This window comes from Siccibacter turicensis LMG 23730 (genome assembly GCF_000463155.2).
GTDB classification, from domain to species: domain Bacteria; phylum Pseudomonadota; class Gammaproteobacteria; order Enterobacterales; family Enterobacteriaceae; genus Siccibacter; species Siccibacter turicensis.
This window is the reverse complement of sequence record NZ_AWFZ01000050.1, coordinates 250788-266872: the sequence shown is the minus strand read 5'-3', so window position 1 is coordinate 266872 and position 16085 is coordinate 250788. Positions and strand designations below refer to the sequence as shown.

Annotated in this window: 15 protein-coding genes and 1 pseudogene; 6 read left to right on the top strand and 10 right to left on the bottom strand. The window is 57.9% G+C overall.

What is annotated here, in order from left to right; all coding sequences use genetic code 11:
* Positions 1 to 13: 13 nt before the first annotated feature.
* Positions 14 to 253, bottom strand: a complete 240-nt coding sequence (locus DW58_RS21040; protein WP_152525607.1) for a hypothetical protein — start codon at positions 251 to 253, stop codon at positions 14 to 16.
* A gap of 57 nt (positions 254 to 310) precedes the next feature.
* Between DW58_RS21040 and fklB the strand changes: the two genes are divergently transcribed.
* Positions 311 to 922, top strand: a complete 612-nt coding sequence (gene fklB / locus DW58_RS17125) for an FKBP-type peptidyl-prolyl cis-trans isomerase (protein ID WP_024548320.1) — start codon at positions 311 to 313, stop codon at positions 920 to 922.
* 318 nt (positions 923 to 1240) lie between these two features.
* Positions 1241 to 2653: a D-serine/D-alanine/glycine transporter gene (cycA, locus tag DW58_RS17120; protein WP_024548321.1), complete on the top strand. Its 1413-nt coding sequence runs from the start codon at positions 1241 to 1243 to the stop codon at positions 2651 to 2653.
* 64 nt (positions 2654 to 2717) lie between these two features.
* Here the strand turns inward: cycA and ytfE are convergent, their stop codons facing one another.
* Entirely contained in the window at positions 2718 to 3380 is a 663-nt protein-coding gene (gene ytfE / locus DW58_RS17115) for an iron-sulfur cluster repair protein YtfE (RefSeq protein WP_024548322.1), read from the bottom strand.
* 398 nt (positions 3381 to 3778) lie between these two features.
* On the opposite strand from ytfE, the gene DW58_RS17110 reads away from it, so the two are divergent.
* Positions 3779 to 5443, top strand: a complete 1665-nt coding sequence (locus DW58_RS17110; RefSeq protein ID WP_024548323.1) for a methyl-accepting chemotaxis protein — start codon at positions 3779 to 3781, stop codon at positions 5441 to 5443.
* Positions 5444 to 5485: 42 nt separating this feature from the next.
* On the opposite strand, the gene DW58_RS17105 is transcribed toward DW58_RS17110, so the two are convergent.
* From DW58_RS17105 to DW58_RS17090, 4 genes and pseudogenes are all read right to left on the bottom strand, one after another.
* The gene (locus DW58_RS17105) at positions 5486 to 6466 is read right to left on the bottom strand and encodes a DMT family transporter (RefSeq protein ID WP_024548324.1); all 981 of its coding nucleotides are present in this window, start codon (positions 6464 to 6466) and stop codon (positions 5486 to 5488) included.
* An 84-nt stretch (positions 6467 to 6550) separates the two neighbouring features.
* Positions 6551 to 7369, bottom strand: a pseudogene (locus tag DW58_RS17100) (AraC family transcriptional regulator); the annotation flags it as partial.
* 105 nt (positions 7370 to 7474) lie between these two features.
* A complete protein-coding gene (locus tag DW58_RS17095; protein WP_024548326.1) occupies positions 7475 to 7846 on the bottom strand; it encodes a lysozyme inhibitor LprI family protein in 372 nt (123 codons plus the stop codon).
* A gap of 111 nt (positions 7847 to 7957) precedes the next feature.
* Positions 7958 to 8806 carry an SDR family oxidoreductase gene (locus DW58_RS17090; protein WP_024562400.1) on the bottom strand — a complete coding sequence of 283 codons (849 nt, stop codon included), beginning with the start codon at positions 8804 to 8806 and terminating at the stop codon, positions 7958 to 7960.
* 87 nt (positions 8807 to 8893) lie between these two features.
* On the opposite strand from DW58_RS17090, the gene DW58_RS17085 reads away from it, so the two are divergent.
* Positions 8894 to 9283, top strand: coding sequence for a winged helix-turn-helix transcriptional regulator (locus DW58_RS17085; RefSeq protein WP_024548460.1), 390 nt, complete (start codon positions 8894 to 8896; stop codon positions 9281 to 9283).
* Between the two features lie 142 nt (positions 9284 to 9425).
* Here DW58_RS17085 and DW58_RS17080 read toward each other — a convergent pair whose 3' ends face one another.
* Together DW58_RS17080 and DW58_RS17075 are read right to left on the bottom strand one after the other, a co-directional pair.
* Positions 9426 to 10007: a DUF4142 domain-containing protein gene (locus DW58_RS17080; protein WP_024548459.1), complete on the bottom strand. Its 582-nt coding sequence runs from the start codon at positions 10005 to 10007 to the stop codon at positions 9426 to 9428.
* Positions 10008 to 10310: 303 nt separating this feature from the next.
* Positions 10311 to 12263: a bifunctional 2',3'-cyclic-nucleotide 2'-phosphodiesterase/3'-nucleotidase gene (locus tag DW58_RS17075; RefSeq protein ID WP_024548458.1), complete on the bottom strand. Its 1953-nt coding sequence runs from the start codon at positions 12261 to 12263 to the stop codon at positions 10311 to 10313.
* A 219-nt stretch (positions 12264 to 12482) separates the two neighbouring features.
* Between DW58_RS17075 and cysQ the strand changes: the two genes are divergently transcribed.
* Positions 12483 to 13226, top strand: a complete 744-nt coding sequence (gene cysQ, locus DW58_RS17070; protein ID WP_024548457.1) for a 3'(2'),5'-bisphosphate nucleotidase CysQ — start codon at positions 12483 to 12485, stop codon at positions 13224 to 13226.
* Here cysQ and DW58_RS17065 read toward each other — a convergent pair.
* Positions 13216 to 13773 (bottom strand): YtfJ family protein, encoded by a 558-nt coding sequence (locus tag DW58_RS17065; protein WP_024548456.1) that lies wholly within the window; start codon positions 13771 to 13773, stop codon positions 13216 to 13218. The two genes, cysQ and DW58_RS17065, sit on opposite strands and share 11 nt — an antisense overlap.
* Positions 13774 to 14103: 330 nt before the next feature.
* On the opposite strand from DW58_RS17065, the gene DW58_RS17060 reads away from it, so the two are divergent.
* The gene (locus DW58_RS17060; RefSeq protein WP_024548455.1) at positions 14104 to 14310 is read left to right on the top strand and encodes a DUF1107 domain-containing protein; all 207 of its coding nucleotides are present in this window, start codon (positions 14104 to 14106) and stop codon (positions 14308 to 14310) included.
* A 72-nt stretch (positions 14311 to 14382) separates the two neighbouring features.
* On the opposite strand, the gene paeA is transcribed toward DW58_RS17060, so the two are convergent.
* On the bottom strand, positions 14383 to 15714 hold the full coding sequence (gene paeA / locus DW58_RS17055; RefSeq protein ID WP_024548454.1) for a polyamine export protein PaeA: 1332 nt from the start codon (positions 15712 to 15714) through the stop codon (positions 14383 to 14385).
* Positions 15715 to 16085 lie beyond the last annotated feature (371 nt).

Genomic DNA, 16085 nt, shown 5'->3' with positions numbered 1-16085 from the left:
CGCCTCCTGCCTGTTAACGACGACTGAGCCAGCCCGCTACAGCGGCGGGCTTCCCTGGCGCTGTGCGTCCGCCAGCACCTTCACTGTTATAACGCAAACTGACGCGGGTTATGAAGCCATTATAGAACGCTAACTGCTTGAAGAAGGTAGAAATCACCGCTTTCGTGACCGTATCGGCGCTCAAACCGCCGGTTTTAAGATTGTTCGCCCGGCGGCGGATAACCTCGCTTTTGGCGCAGAGTGTTTTACCCACCGGGCAGCGGCTGTTATGCTGCCCGCTATTTTTATAAACGCGATGAAAGGATTACCCATGACTTTTGATAGTGTCGAAGCGCAAGCAAGCTACGGTATCGGTCTTCAGGTTGGCCAGCAGTTAGGCGAGTCTGGCCTCGAAGGGCTGCAGCCGGAAGCGCTGCTCGCAGGCCTGCGTGATGCGCTCGAAGGGAATCAGCCTGCGGTGCCGGTTGATGTGGTGCACCGTGCGCTGCGTGAGATCCACGAGCGTGCCGATGCCGTACGCCGTGAACGTCAGCAGGCGCTGGCGGAAGAGGGCGTTAAGTACCTGGAAGAGAACCGCCAGCGCGAAGGCGTGAACAGCACCGAAACCGGTCTGCAGTTCCGCGTGCTGACCCAGGGCGAAGGCGCTATCCCGGCGCGTACCGATCGCGTACGCGTTCACTACACCGGTAAGCTTATCGACGGCACCGTATTCGACAGCTCCGTCGCGCGCGGCGAGCCGGCTGAATTCCCGGTCAACGGCGTGATTGCCGGCTGGATTGAAGCCCTGACCCTGATGCCGGTGGGTTCTAAATGGGAACTGACCATTCCGCACAACCTCGCCTACGGCGAGCGCGGCGCTGGCGCGTCCATTCCGCCGTTCAGCACCCTGGTATTCGAAGTCGAGCTGCTCGAAATTCTGTAATGCCGCACTGCCCCTGCGCCTGACCATCGGGCGTGGGGGAAATGCCGCCCCTTGCCGGGCAATTGTTTGTCATTACGCCATTCACCGCGATTATATCTTGCAAAAGCCACAGTTAAGGGTATTTTTGTGACCTGTTTCGCAGTGCTGGAGTGATTTGACACTCATTTTAAACATAAAATTAACATTATATTTAAAACACAGTACTCAACTCCCCGAATCTTACCTACTATCGACATGCTCTCAGACAGACATCTTCATTATCGAACACAATGACAGGCCAGCAGAGCCTGAACATCACAGACAGGTACAGGAAAAAACATGGTAGATCAGGCTAAAGTGGCTGACGAGGCGACGGCTCCGGCTGAGCAATCCCTGCGTCGCAACCTTTCAAACCGGCACATTCAACTTATCGCTATCGGCGGGGCAATTGGCACCGGGCTGTTTATGGGCTCCGGAAAAACCATCAGCCTTGCCGGGCCGTCGATCATTTTCGTTTATATGATCATCGGCTTCATGCTCTTCTTCGTGATGCGCGCGATGGGTGAACTGCTGCTCTCTAATCTGGAATACAAATCCTTTAGCGACTTCGCCGCCGACCTGCTCGGCCCGTGGGCGGGGTACTTCACCGGCTGGACCTACTGGTTCTGCTGGGTGGTGACCGGCATGGCCGACGTGGTGGCGATCACCGCCTATGCGCAGTTCTGGTTCCCCGGGCTTTCGGACTGGATCGCCTCGCTGGCGGTAATTCTGCTGCTGCTCTCGCTGAACCTCGCCACCGTGAAGATGTTCGGTGAGATGGAGTTCTGGTTCGCGATGATCAAAATCGTCGCCATCGTTGCGCTGATTGTGGTGGGGCTGGTGATGGTGCTGATGCACTTCCGCTCGCCGACCGGCGTCGAGGCTTCGTTTGCGCACCTGTGGAATGACGGAGGCTGGTTCCCGAAAGGCATCAGCGGTTTCTTCGCCGGCTTCCAGATTGCGGTATTTGCCTTCGTCGGCATTGAGCTGGTGGGCACCACCGCGGCGGAAACCAAAGATCCGGAGAAGTCTCTGCCGCGCGCCATTAACTCGATTCCGATTCGCATAATCATGTTCTACGTCTTCTCGCTGATCATGATTATGTCGGTGACGCCGTGGAGCTCGGTGGTGCCAAACAAGAGCCCGTTCGTTGAGCTGTTTATGCTGGTCGGCCTGCCTGCGGCGGCGAGCATCATCAACTTCGTGGTGCTCACCTCTGCGGCCTCGTCGGCTAACAGCGGCGTGTTCTCGACCAGCCGTATGCTGTACGGCCTGGCGCAGGATGGCGTGGCGCCGAAAAGCTTCGGCGTACTCTCAAAGCGTGCGGTACCGGCGACCGGGCTGACCTTCTCCTGTATCTGCCTGCTGGGCGGCGTGGTGCTGATTTACCTCATCCCGGACGTGATCAAGGTCTTCACGATGGTGACCACGGTATCGGCGATCCTGTTTATGTTCGTCTGGACCATCATCATGTGCTCCTACCTGGTTTACCGTAAACAGCGCCCGGAGCTCCACGCGAAATCCATCTATAAAATGCCGCTGGGTATTGTGATGAGCTGGGTGTGCATGGCGTTCTTTGCCTTCGTTATCGTGCTGCTGACGCTGGAAGCCGATACGCGTCAGGCACTGATGGTCACACCGCTGTGGTTCATCGTGTTGGGGCTGTGCTGGTGGTTCATCGGCAAAAAGCGCCTCGCCCGCATGGGTAAATAAAAAAGTGGCCGCGGGTATGCGGCCATAAACTTCCATGAATCAGGGTGCTCTCGGGCACCTTTTTTTATTCCCCTGCGAGGGCACGTGGGAACAGGACGTTGTTCTCCAGACTGATGTGGTTCATCAGATCGTCAATCATCTCGTTGATGCCGATATACAGGGCACGCCAGGTGGTGCAGGCATCCTCCGGCGGCGTCACGTTGTTGGTGGTGTGCTTGATCACCTCAATCAGCTCGCCCGCCTCGTCGTGTTCACTCTCCATCACGCTCACCGGCCCGCCGGCCTGGCTGCCCATCCCCTGCTTAATCATCGGGAACAGGATACGCTCCTCTTTCATCATGTGGCTGGTCAGCTCCTCGTACAGCATGGTGAGGTATTTGGTCAGCCCGCGCGGCACGGTCTCTTTATTAGCATGCACCCGCTCCACTTTGCCGGCCTGCAGGATCAGCTCAGGCAGCTGCTCACGATGGCGATCGTGATAGCGCACGATAATGTGGTCGATGATCTCGGGCAGCGGGGCGCTGCGCCAGTCTTTCTCCAGCGGTACGGTGGCGAGCGCCGCCAGCCCGGCTTCGATCGCCTCCAGGTCCAGATTCTGGCGGGTAGCCGCTTTTAGCAGGGTCTGCTTTCCACCGCAGCAAAAGTCCAGATCGTATTGACGAAACAGCGCCGAAGCGCGGGGAATACTCAGCGCCAGTTCCCCTAAAGAGCAGTCACGGTAGTTCATCGCGGATACCTCATGAGTAACAATATAAGATGTATTTTAAATACATCTTTAGGCGCGCGCTATCCCTCTTTTGGGGCAGAAGCCGCTTTTTTTCTTAAGTTAATGCCAGGTTTTTTATTTATTACCAATAGGTTATGAGCTGGTCTGATTTGTTAAATCTTACAGCGCATCATAAAGAATGAATAAACCACATCGCAGGCTGAATAAATAACGCAGGCTAAAACAAGCGAAAATCGGACTTAATTAAAATTGTGACGTATGTCGCAAAAAATAATAAATTTTAATTCATTGATAGTTAAGATATTTTCGATAATTTCAGGAGGTGACGATTAAACATATATCATATTTTGCCGATATAACCTGTGAAGACAATATCCTGCGTATCCATAAGGTTAACCATGTTCAAGCAAATTAAAGTTATCACCATGTTAATTTTGGTGCTGGCCGTTTTAGGCTCGCTGCAATTAATCTCGGGCGGGCTGTTTCTCAGCGCCCTGAATAAAGACAAAGACAACTTCTCGCTGTCGCAGATCTCCAGCAACAACGTGACTGAATTCACCGATGCCTGGATTTCGCTTAACCAGGCCCGTATCACCCTGAACCGCGGGATGCTGCGTCTGCAAAGCAGCATGGCGGGCTCTATCAACGGCGGCGATCTCGACGCGCTGGTGAAAAACGCCGATCGTCTGCTGGCGCAGGCGCAACAGCATTACAAAAACTACGACGCCATTCCGGAAACCCCGGGCATCGACCTGAAGCTGAGCAAAGATCTCGAAGAGCAATACGCCATTTATCACGGTACGCTGACCGAAATGAACAAGCTGATGGCAGCCGGCCAGCTCGAAGGAATGTTCAAGCTCAACGCTGAGCAGAAGCAGAACGCGATGCAGGATGTCTATCTCGAATGGCGCGAGGCCCAGACCAAAATGGCTGAAAAGGGCATGATCGAGAACGAAGAGGGCTTCCGCAGCATGATCTGGGGCCTGAGCGCGATTATGCTGATCGTTGTCGCGGTCATTGTCCTGAGCTGGATTGGCCTGCAACGCGTGCTGATGGCGCCGCTGCGTCAGGTTATCGATCACATCCGTACTATTGCCGCGGGCGATCTGACAAAAGAGATTGACGCCGCGGGCCGCAACGAAATGAGCCTGCTCTCCTCTAACCTGAAAGAGATGCAGCAGTCGCTGGTGCGCACCGTGAGCGCGGTACGCGACAGCACCGACACCATCTTCACCGGCGCGGGTGAAATCTCCGCAGGCAGCAACGACCTCTCCTCGCGTACCGAGCAGCAGGCTGCCTCGCTGGAAGAGACCGCCGCCAGCATGGAGCAGCTGACTGCCACCGTGAAGCAGAACGCCGACAATGCGCGTCAGGCGACCCAGCTGGCGCTGAATGCCTCAGAAACCGCCGGCAAGGGCGGCAAAGTGGTAGAAGGCGTGGTGCGTACCATGAACGAGATTGCCTCCAGCTCCAGCCAGATCGCGCAGATCACCAATGTTATCGACGGCATCGCGTTCCAGACCAACATTCTGGCGCTGAACGCAGCGGTGGAAGCCGCACGTGCCGGTGAACAAGGCCGTGGCTTCGCCGTGGTAGCAGGCGAAGTGCGTACCCTGGCAAGCCGCAGCGCCCAGGCCGCGAAAGAGATCAAAACGCTGATCGAAGCCTCCGGTTCCCGCGTTGATGCCGGTACCGATCTGGTGCGTGAAGCCGGGGATACCATGAAAGAGATCGTGGCGGCGGTAACCCGCGTCACCGATATCATGGGTGAAATCGCCTCCGCTTCCGATGAGCAGAGCCGCGGTATCGACCAGGTGGGTCAGGCGGTCTCCGAGATGGATAAAGTGACCCAGCAGAACGCCTCGCTGGTGGAAGAATCCGCTTCCGCCGCCGCTGCGCTGGAAGATCAGGCCAGCCGTCTGAGCCAGGCGGTCGCGGTGTTTAAGGTCAGCCGTAGCCAGGCTGCCGCCGCCGTGCGCAGCGAGCTGGTGCGACCGGATCTGAAGAAGCCGCTGGTCGCCGCCCCGGCAGGTCCGGGCGATGCGAACTGGGAAACCTTCTAATCCCCGCTGAACGTTCCGCCTGCACGGGCGGAACAGGTGCCGCTACTTCCCGGTAGCGGCATCCTCTTTCCCGGTCGGCACCACGCTTTGCACCGGTTTCGCCCGCACGGCAATCACCACGCCCACCACCAACAGCCCGATGCCACAGGCCGCCGTTAACGGAGGCAGGCTCTGACGCAGCAGGAAGGTGTAAAGCAGCCCCGCGAGGGTTTCAAACACGATCAGCGGCCCGAGGATCACCGTCGGCAGACGCTGGCTCGCCACGTTCCAGCACAGCGCCCCGACCCACGAGCAGAGCACCGCAATCGCCAGCATCAGTCCGATGAACACCCCCGGACGCGGCCCAAACGGCAGGCTGAAGCCGTTGCCCTCCGCCGCCAGCCAGACACAGGCCGCCGCATAGCCCGCCAGCGACACCGGCAGGGTGACCAGCGCCTGCGCCGTGGCCCACATCATCGGGTGCTTATCCGGATGCTCACGCAGCCAGCGGGCGTTACGCAGCGCATACCAGGCCCAGCATGCCACCGCAATAAACGCCAGCGCGACACCGCTCAGGTAGCGCCAGGTGTCGGTGTCTCCCGTCCCGCGGGTGGACTCCGCGTGGTTCACCAGCAGAATGCCCACGGCGATGATGCCCAGCGACGGTGCCAGACGCCGCCACGGCAGGTGCCCGTCACGCTGGCGATAGAGCAGATTGGCGAACACCGGGATTACCACCGGCAGCGTCCCGATAATCATGGTAGAGACCGGCGCACCGGTGCGCTGAATGGCGCTCGCCAGGCACAGGTAGTAGATAAGGTTGCCCGCCATGGTCAGCGCCAGCGCCGTCAGCCAGTCGCGCGGTGCCAGCTGGCGCAGGCGCGCCCTGCCAAGCCAGGCGAGGGGGATGGCAATCAGCCCAAGCGCCAGATAACGCCCGGTGGATTGCAGTACCGCCGGGTAGTCAGGAACGATCAGCGGGCCGACGAAGATCAGGCCCCACATTAACCCTGCCAGCAGGGCATACAGCACGCCACGTAACATTCATTTTCCGCCTCTGGTGATGAGGGAGGGAGTGTAGGGCAGTGAAGAGGGCGTTTCTTGTACCAGATTGCGCACTGCCTTACCGACTACCTGCTTCTGATAGCGCACCGGCGTAATGCCGTAGCGCCGGGTAAAGGCGCGGGTGAGGTGGGACTGGTCGGTCAGACCGGTGGCGGCTGCCACCGTTGCGGCCGGCATGCCCTGCGCCAGAAACAGCTTGGCGCGCCACAGGCGAATCGCCATCAGCATCTGGTGCGGCGTCACGTGGAACCGGGCCTTAAACTGACGCAGGAAGTGCCACGGACTCAACGCCGCCACCTGGGCAATCTCCTCCAGAGTAAGCGAGCGGGCATAGTTATTGTGCAGGTAGTCGCGCACCCGCTCAAAACGCGGCGTCGTGGACGCGCCGGAGGTCGGGGCATGCCGCGCGTAAGGGAGGAAGGTTCCGATCAGATCCAGCAGGATGCTCTGCTGGGCCAGCGGATCGTCGTAGTACCACAGGCTGTTGATGCACTGGCTAATCAGCAGCGCACGCTGCGGATCGTGGCGCTCTACCGCATCGAACCACCAGTTCTTCGCCCCGGTAACCTGCTCAAGCACGGTTGGCTCAAGGTAGATCATGCGGTAGCGCCAGCCGTCGTCGGTGAGGGCTTTGCCGGTATGCAGCTCATCCGGGTTCATGGTCAGCAGCGAGTGGGTGGAGGCGATATGCTGCACGCCCCGGTAGCGAAAGCGCTCGGCGCCGCTTTCGATAGCGCCAATGCCGAAGGCTTCATGGGTGTGCGGCTCAAAGCTGTGCTGGGCGATATGGGCGTGGTAAAGCTCGACGCCGGGCAGGTGCGGCAGCAGGCGAAAGCGCGCGCGATCGCGCTCGTCGGTAAACTGTTCAGGAACGCCTTGCACCGTCACCCCCTTGGTTGATGAACCCATTATAGGAATCCATCCGTCCGGTGTTAACAAATTATTAACGCTAAGGGGGGAAACGCCTCCCGACAGGAGGCGCAAGGCTTATTCGATGCGGGAGAGCTGGGCGCTGTCGCAACCGGCGTTACTGCATTCCCGTTCAATCCGCTTCAGCAGATCGATGCGCGCCGCCATCTTCTCATTAACGCAGCCAAGTAGCAGGGTGGAGTCTTCTGCGCAGGCGTTATCGCGTACCTTCAGCCAGCCAATCTGCGCGCTTTTCAGCGTTTTTTTCTGGTCGGCGTTGAGGGTACCCATGGTTTTTTTGTACTGCTCGTTGAGCTCGCGGTCGCTCTGCACCATCTCGAGGGCGGCACAGTAGGTCATATCGTAAGCGCTACGCGGATTATCGCAGCTCATTGCCAGCGCGCTGCCGGAAGCCAGAAGAAGGGAGCCTGCCACTACTATTGCTTTCATTTTGCGTCCTTGTTGCCTGTTATTTTTTTACCGTGGCGGGGCGCCACGGCGCAATCATAGCGGACAACGGACGGCCTGGCAGCCTGCCTGAACTGGCAGGCTGCCAGAGGATCACACCATGGCTTTCAGGCTGTCGATAAGCGGCGTGGTGGGGCGGCCAAGCAGCGCGCTAAGCTGATGGCTGTCATCAAACAGACCGCCTTTTGCCGCGCCCGCGTCGGAGTCCGCCAGCAGTGCCGCAAAGCCTTCGGGCAGGCCCGCGCCCACCAGCGCCGCAGCAAAATCCGCCTCGGGGAGATCCTGGTACGCCACGTTTTTGCCGCTCAGGGTGCTCAGCGTGGCGCACAGTTCGCTCAGGGTCCAGGCCTCATCGCCTGCCAGCTCATAGATCTTCCCTTCCTGGTCATCGAGCGTCAGCACGCGTGCCGCGGCGTCGGCGTAGTCGGCCCGGGGTGCCGAAGCGATAGCGCCCTCGCCGGCGCTGCCGATAAACACGCCGTGCTCAAGCGCCGGCGGCACGCTTGCCAGATAGTTCTCGGTGTACCAGCCGTTGCGCAGCAGCACCGTCGGGATGCCTGACGCCGCCAGCATCGCTTCGGTTTCCACATGTTCCGCCGCCAGACCGAGCGGGGAGGTGTCGGCGTGCAGCAGGCTGGTATAAGCGATGAGCTTAACGCCCGCCGCTTTGGCCGCCTCGATCACGTTGCGGTGCTGGCCGGTGCGCTGGCCCACTTCGCTGGAGGAGATGAGCAGCAGTTTTTCCACGCCCTGTAATGCCAGCGCCAGCGCGGCGCTGTCGCTGTAGTCCCCGCTGCGTACCAGCACGCCTTTGTCGCTCAGCGCCTGGGCTTTTGCCGGGTTGCGGACGATGGCGACAATCTCCTGTGGGTTGACGGTGGTGAGCAGTTTTTCGATAACGAGCTGGCCCAGATGGCCGGTTGCTCCGGTAATGGCGATCATGGTGATGTCCTTTGTGTCAGGTGAGTGTTATGGCACAATAGCAACCAAACTAACTTTTAGTAAGTACGTACAAAAAGGTAAGTATCTATGACCCCGTCGCTCACGGAACAACTGCGCACCGGCAATCTCTTTGCCGGTGAATGCCCCTCCCGGGATGTCCTTAAACACGTCACCAGCCGCTGGGGCGTGTTGATCCTCGTCGCACTGCGCGATGGCACGCTGCGTTTCAGCGATCTGCGTCGTCGTATCGGCGGGGTGAGCGAAAAGATGCTGGCGCAGACCCTGCAATGGCTGGAGATGGATGGTTTCGTGGATCGCGTCGCGTATCCGGTCGTGCCGCCGCACGTGGAGTATAGTCTGACCCCGGCCGGACAGCAGGTCAGTGAAAAGGTCGCCGTGCTGGCAGACTGGATCGAAGTGAATCTGCCGGAGGTGATGGCCGCACGGCAGCAGCGGGAAGGGAAGGACGCGGCCTGAGGCGCGAGGTGAGGATATCCATCACGCGCTTGCTGCCCGCCTGGTCTGTTGATTGTCAACGGCGGTCCTTCGCCGTAACGCCCTGCAACAGGTTGTGGTCAACATCCCGGTTGCAGGGACGCGTGCCCAACAAGCGTGCGGGTTACTTCCCTGACGTCATTTTCATCTCTTCAGCGGACTTCAGGTGCTGCTCAACAACCGGCGTATGCTCGTCAGCCAGCGCCTTCACGTCCGGATCCTTGATGTTCATGGCATCACTCTTCAGGGTTGACAGCACCATCTTGTGATCTTTGGTGCCGGCATTTTCCATATACATCTTGTCAAACGCCTCACCGCTCTCTTTTTCCAGCGTAGCGGCCATGGCTTTATGCTTGTCGTCCGGCTCGGTCGGCAGCGTTACCCCTTTTTTCTGGGCGACCGCCTGGACTTTATTCAGGGCAGCGCTGTGGTCATCGATCATCTTCTGCGCAAAGGCTTTAACGTCGCTGCTTTGGGCTTTGCTCAGCGCGATTTTACCGGCGGCGACTTCATTGATATTGGCCTGGGCCATGTCTTTCAGCGCTTTTTCGTCCCCGGCGCTGAGTTTGTCGTTTGATGCGGTCTGGCCTGCGGCCTCATTCTGCCCGGCGCTCGCTGGGGTCTGAGCCTGTACGCCGACGGTGCTGAACATAGCGGCCACTGCCGATGCGGTAAGCAGTGTTTTCAAGGTTTTACTCTTATGCATGTTGTTCTCCTGATGGCCTTGGGTAGGGTTGGTGCCAGGTCATTAACCGTATGGCAGCCTCACAGATAAATGCGTGCTGCACAGGTCAGTATAGTGGCTCATCGGGACTGCGGTTTAGGTTATGGGACTTTACCGAGGGGATGTAGAGGAAAGGCGCGCGGGTTTCTTCAGGGTTATCATGGCCCTGAAGGTAAGTGAGGAAAATGAGCACAGCCACTCTCCTGAGCCAAAAAAAGGGCCGCCAGCCAGTGCTGACAGCCCTTCGTAACGCCGCCTCACCGGTGTGAGGCAGACATCGCGTGATTACGGCTTCGCGTTCTGCAAATCAAGCTGATAGATAGCGAAGCCGATGTCGTCGGTGGCGACTTTTTTCATCGGATACTGGGCGTGCGTGCTGATAAACGCCGCGGCCTTCTCACCCGGTGAGGTTTCGAAGCGGATATCCAGCGGGGTATCGCTGTGTATCGGCGCCAGTCGCCAGTTGTTGTCCGCCGCCGGGTGAATTTCACCGACGCGTTTCGTCTCTGCACCTATCCACGCCGCCAGCACCGCGCGGTTCTCATCCGGGGACGCAAAGGCAATATGGCTGTCGCCGGTGCCCGCGAACTTGCCGCCGTAAGCCCGGTAGTTGTTGGTGGCGACCAGGAAGGTCGCGTTGAGATCGATCGGCTTGCCGTTAAACGTCAGTTGCTTGATACGCTCCGCCTGGGGGTTCACCACCTGACACTCGCCGTCATACTTTGCCGGCTGGGTGACGTCAATCTGGTAGTTGACGCCGTCAATCACATCGAAGTTGTAGGTGCGGAAACCGTCCCAGTTGATCAGCGACTGGGGCGCGCTGCTGTGGATATCAATCTGATTGAACTGGCCGGCAGAGCACTCCAGCCAGTCTTTGACCTCCTGCCCGGTGACCTTCATCACTACCAGGGTGTTGGGGTAGAGATAGAGATCGGCGGCGTTGCGGAAGGTCAGTTGGCCCTTCTCCACTTCCACGAAGCTGGCCGGGTCGTTTTTGCGCCCGCCCGCTTTAAACGGCGCGGCCGCGGTCAGCACCGGCAGGTTTGCCAGGTCCGGATCGCCCTGAATAAAGTGCTCGACGTAGGCGCGCTGGGCGTTGTTCACCACCTGCACCGTCGGGTCGTCCTGCACCAGCGACAGGTAGCTGTACATGTTGTCCGCTGACTTACCGATAGGCTGGCTGACAAACTCGCGGGTCGCGTCGTGGTCCGCTTTCAGCACTTTCACCAGGCTGGCATCTTCTGCTACCAGCGCTTTTTTGGCTGCCGCATCGTAGATGGGGCGCGCTTCGGCTTTTGACTGCGTCACTTTCCAGCTGCCGCTGTCGTTGCTGAGCACCAGATCCACTACCCCAAGATGGTCGCCCCACATGCCCGGCATCACCGCCGGTACGCCGTTCAGCGTGCCTTTCTCAATGTCGGCCCCTTTGATGCTGGCAAAATCTTTGCCGGGGAAGACCGCATGCGCATGACCAAACAGAATCGCGTCCACGCCCGGCACGTCGCTCAGGTAGTAGACCGAGTTCTCGGCGAGGGTTTTGTAGGGCTCGGCGGAAAGACCAGAGTGAGCAATCACTACCACAACGTCTGCACCGTTTGCGCGCATCTCTGGCACGTAGCGGCGTGCGCTTTCGGTGATGTCGTTAACCGTGACCTTACCTTCAAGATTGGCCTTATCCCATGTCATGATCTGCGGCGGAACAAAGCCGATGTAGCCCACTTTCAGGGTGTGCGTTTTGCCGTCTTTATCCTTCACCGGCGTCTCTTTGATTATCCACGGAGTGAACAGCGGCTTCTGGGTCTTCACGTCAATAACGTTGGCGTTCACGTAAGGGAACGCGGCGCCTGCCAGCGCCTTACGCAGGTAGTCCAGCCCGTAGTTAAACTCATGGTTACCGAGGTTGCCGACGGCGTAATCCAGCGTGTTGAGCGCCTTATACACCGGGTGGATATCCCCCTGCTTAAGGCCTTTTGCCGCCATGTAATCGCCGAGCGGACTGCCCTGGATCAGGTCGCCGTTGTCCACCAGCACGCTGTTTGTCGCTTCCGCACGCGCGGCGTTAATCAGCGTCGCCGTTCTGACCAGCCCGAACTTTTCGGTCGGGGCATCCTTGTAGTAATCGAAATCCATCATGTTACTGTGAAGGTCGGTGGTTTCCAGAATGCGCAGATCGACGGTCGCGGCATGCACGCTCCCGGCAATCAGCGTGGCAAGGAGCGTTACGCTAAACTTGATCATGAGAAGGGTCCTTTTTTCGATCTGAGCCACAGAAAATTATGTACTTACAGACGATTGCTTACAAAAGTGTGAATGCTGCCAGAAAAGCGACGGCGGTAATCTGGAACAGTTCACAGATAGCGTATTCAGGCGCAATACGATATAAAAAAACTATGACGCAAAAACAATGAGTTATTCATAAGCGGCCCCTGATGGCTGCGGCACAAGACGAGGTGGACGATGTTAGAACAAATTTGCCAGCTGGCGCGTGAGGCGGGGGACGCCATCATGCAGGTCTACCAGGGGGAGAAACCGCTGGATGCCACCAGTAAATCCGATGACTCGCCGGTTACCGCAGCGGACATCGCGGCCCACCGTATTATTGTCAGCGGGTTGCAGCGTCTGGCCGCTGACATTCCGGTTATCTCCGAAGAGGACCCGCCGGCATGGGAGGTGCGTCAGCACTGGACCCGCTACTGGCTGGTGGACCCGCTCGACGGAACAAAAGAGTTTTTGAAGCGTAACGGGGAGTTCACCGTCAATATTGCGCTGATCGACGCGGGGAAACCGGTGATGGGCGTGGTCTATGCCCCGGTGCCCAATACGCTCTACGCTGCCGCAGATGGCAAGGCGTGGAAAGAGGAGTGCGGCGTGCGCAAGGAGATTCAGGTGCGCGATGCGCGGCCGCCGCGCGTGGTGGTCAGCCGCTCTCACGGCGGTGACGATGAAATGAAAGAGTATCTCCAGCAGCTTGGCGAGCACCAGACCACCAGCGTTGGCTCGTCGCTGAAGTTTTGCCTGGTGGCGGAGGGCGAAGCGCAGCTCTATCCGCGCTTCGGGCCGACCAACATCTGGGATACCGCCGCAGGCCATGCCGTGGCGGTAGCCGCCGGGGCGCAGGTTCACGACTGGCAGGGGAAAACCCTGGATTATACGCCGCGTGAATCGTTCCTGAACCCCGGCTTCCGGGTCTCTATTTACTGAGCAACGTATGCAGCAGGCTGACCACCTGCTGCACTTCCGCCTGGGTCAGGCCGCCGTCTTTCGCAAACTGTACGCGGCCGTCTTTATCCAGCACCACGACCGCGGAGCCTTCCTCCTCCAGCTGCCACGCTCCTCGCGCCGCGCCGTTTTCATCGACCACGATCTGCGACCACGGGAACTGCTTTTTATTGCTCTCCAGCGCGCTACGCACAAACATGCCTGAGCCCGGGATCACGTCGTCGGTATTCACAATGGTGGTGGTCTGGTACTTATCGTGTGGCAAATTTGCCGCTTTGATCGCTTCAATCACGCCGGCGTTCTTCTCTTTGGCTGAGGTTCTTCCCGCCATGTGAAGCAGCACGCGAACTTTCCCTGGCAGCTGCGCGCTATTCCAGGTTTTGTAGCTAAACTTATTGTTATCCAGCAGCAGCTCCCCTCTGTCGTTGATGCCGACAGGAGCGACCCGCTGGTTCTGTTGAAAGTTGTGCGCCGAGGCCAGCAGCGGCATCAGTAGCAGGGTAACGACCAGAGTTCCGCGCAGGATCATGGTTGACTCCATTTTATTGTTGAATAAGTGATCGGACCACTCGCCGACCTTATTGAAGCATAAGTGCTTTCCCGCCGCTTTTCCCGCAAGCGTGATGCCAGTTTGCGTACAAACGCACAGAACAGCACAAAAAGCGTGCCTTATCCTGGCTTAACTTTAGAACTGAAAAGAATATTCTTAATTACTGTCATCAAAAGGTAAATAAACTGCTGGAGACTGTGTCTCCTGAGTTTTGTGGTCTATAGTCATTTGGCTATAAATTTTGCGCCCATCCCTGTCGGACCGAGTGTGGCTCCGCTTGAGGCGTAATACTAAGCAGGAGTAAAAAAAGTGAAAATCTTCCAACGGTACAACCCACTGCAGGTGGCGAAGTACGTGAAAATCCTGTTCCGTGGACGGTTATACATCAAGGACGTAGGCGCTTTTGAGTTCGATAAGGGCAAGATCCTTATCCCGAAAGTGAAAGACAAACAGCATCTGTCTGTCATGTCTGAAGTTAACCGTCAGGTTACGCGTCTGCACACTGAGATGGCGTAACCACAACGTGCTATGCGGTAAACAGCAGTAAAACAAAACGGCCCCGCGATGGGGCCGTTGATGTTTTCAGGGTCAGGCGTCGTGACTGGCGTCCGGCAGCTTAGGCGTCAGGGCCGCGGGCTTGTTATCAAGCCGGGTCACCAGCAGCTGATCGATACGGAAGTTATCGATGTCCACCACTTCGAACTTATAGCCCGAGAACTTCACCGAGTCGGTACGTTTCGGGATTTTGCGCAGCATGAACATCATAAAGCCGCCGATGGTTTCGTAATTGCCGGACTGCGGGAAGTCGTCGATATCCAGCACGCGCATCACGTCGTCAATCGGCGTACCGCCTTCCACCAGCCATGAGTTCTCATCGCGGGCCACAATCTGCTCTTCCATGCCCTGGCCGACCAGGTCACCCATCAGCGTGGTCATTACGTCATTCAGCGTGATGATACCGACCACCAGCGCGTACTCATTCATGATCACCGCGAAGTCTTCGCCGGCGGTTTTGAAGCTTTCCAGCGCCTCGGACAGCGTAAGGGTGTCTGGCACGATGAGCGTGTTGCGGATCTGCACGCCGCTGTTGAGTTTCAGGCTCTGGTTGCCCAGTACGCGGTTCAGCAGCTCTTTGGAGTCTACATAGCCGACGATATGGTCGATATCCGCGTTGCACACCAGGAACTTGGAGTGCGGGTGCTCGGCAACCTTATTCTTCAGGCTCTGTTCGTCCTCATGCAGATCGAACCAGATGATGTTCTCACGCGAGGTCATGGAGGAGGGCACGGTGCGCGATTCCAGCTCGAACACGTTCTCAATCAGCTCATGCTCCTGCTTGCGCAGTACCCCCGCCAGCGCACCGGCTTCTACCACCGCGTAGATATCGTCGGAGGTGATGTCGTCTTTACGCACCATCGGCAGCTTAAAGATGCGGAAAATGATGTTAGCCATGCCGTTAAAGAACCACACCAGCGGCCGGAAGACGAACAGGCAGAAGCGCATCGGGTTGATGATGCGCAAAGCCACGGCTTCTGGCGCAATCATACCGATGCGTTTCGGGGTGAGGTCAGCGAACAGGATGAACAGGCTGGTAACAAGGGTGAAGGAGATAATAAAGCTGAGCTGCTCGGCCAGTTCCGGTGCCATAAAGTTATCGAGAATGCTGCGAAACGCCGGCGAGAAGGCCGCGTCCCCGATAATACCGCCAAGAATAGCAACGGCGTTAAGGCCAATCTGTACCACAGTGAAGAAGGTGCCGGGGTTTTCCTGCATCTTCAGGATGCGCATGGCGTTGATGTTGCCATCGTCGGCCAGCAGTTTAAGTTTGATCTTTCGCGATGCCGCCAGCGAAATCTCCGATAACGAGAAAAACGCACTAACGGCGATGAGAGCAAGTATCAGTAGAATACTGTTTAACATATCTTATCCGGCCTGGAGGCCAGATCCTCGGAAGGGCAGTTGATTATTGTGTGAAAACACTATGATTACAGGCCAGTAGCGAAGGAAGCCTGAAAATTCAACGGGTAGTATAGCGTAAGCCCCTGTGGGGCTGCCAGAGCGGCGTGATGACGTGGTATCCCTTGCGGTGCAGCCTCAGTGTGCGATCGGGTTTTCGCCGTGTCGGATAAACACGGTAATGATGAGCCGGTTATTTCTTCCTGCCCCTGTTCTGTCATGAGTATTGACAGCGATACTCGCTTTCTTAGGGAAGCGCATCAGCTCTTCTGGTCAAATACCAAACAGCCCCGCATAGCGGGGCTGTTTATCATCGGGCCTGATACGTTACGCCT

Excerpts from the sequence above, each read along its gene's own strand:
- cycA (WP_024548321.1), top strand. The coding sequence starts at position 1,241 with ATGGTAGATCAGGCTAAAGTGGCTGACGAGGCGACGGCTCCGGCTGAG.
- DW58_RS17075 (WP_024548458.1), bottom strand. The coding sequence starts at position 12,263 with ATGATCAAGTTTAGCGTAACGCTCCTTGCCACGCTGATTGCCGGGAGC.
- DW58_RS17105 (WP_024548324.1), bottom strand. The coding sequence starts at position 6,466 with ATGTTACGTGGCGTGCTGTATGCCCTGCTGGCAGGGTTAATGTGGGGC.
- DW58_RS17080 (WP_024548459.1), bottom strand. The coding sequence starts at position 10,007 with ATGCATAAGAGTAAAACCTTGAAAACACTGCTTACCGCATCGGCAGTG.
- DW58_RS17085 (WP_024548460.1), top strand. The coding sequence starts at position 8,894 with ATGACCCCGTCGCTCACGGAACAACTGCGCACCGGCAATCTCTTTGCC.
- paeA (WP_024548454.1), bottom strand. The coding sequence starts at position 15,714 with ATGTTAAACAGTATTCTACTGATACTTGCTCTCATCGCCGTTAGTGCG.
- cysQ (WP_024548457.1), top strand. The coding sequence starts at position 12,483 with ATGTTAGAACAAATTTGCCAGCTGGCGCGTGAGGCGGGGGACGCCATC.
- DW58_RS17090 (WP_024562400.1), bottom strand. The coding sequence starts at position 8,806 with ATGATCGCCATTACCGGAGCAACCGGCCATCTGGGCCAGCTCGTTATC.
- fklB (WP_024548320.1), top strand. The coding sequence starts at position 311 with ATGACTTTTGATAGTGTCGAAGCGCAAGCAAGCTACGGTATCGGTCTT.
- DW58_RS17065 (WP_024548456.1), bottom strand. The coding sequence starts at position 13,773 with ATGATCCTGCGCGGAACTCTGGTCGTTACCCTGCTACTGATGCCGCTG.
- DW58_RS17110 (WP_024548323.1), top strand. The coding sequence starts at position 3,779 with ATGTTCAAGCAAATTAAAGTTATCACCATGTTAATTTTGGTGCTGGCC.
- ytfE (WP_024548322.1), bottom strand. The coding sequence starts at position 3,380 with ATGAACTACCGTGACTGCTCTTTAGGGGAACTGGCGCTGAGTATTCCC.
- DW58_RS17095 (WP_024548326.1), bottom strand. The coding sequence starts at position 7,846 with ATGAAAGCAATAGTAGTGGCAGGCTCCCTTCTTCTGGCTTCCGGCAGC.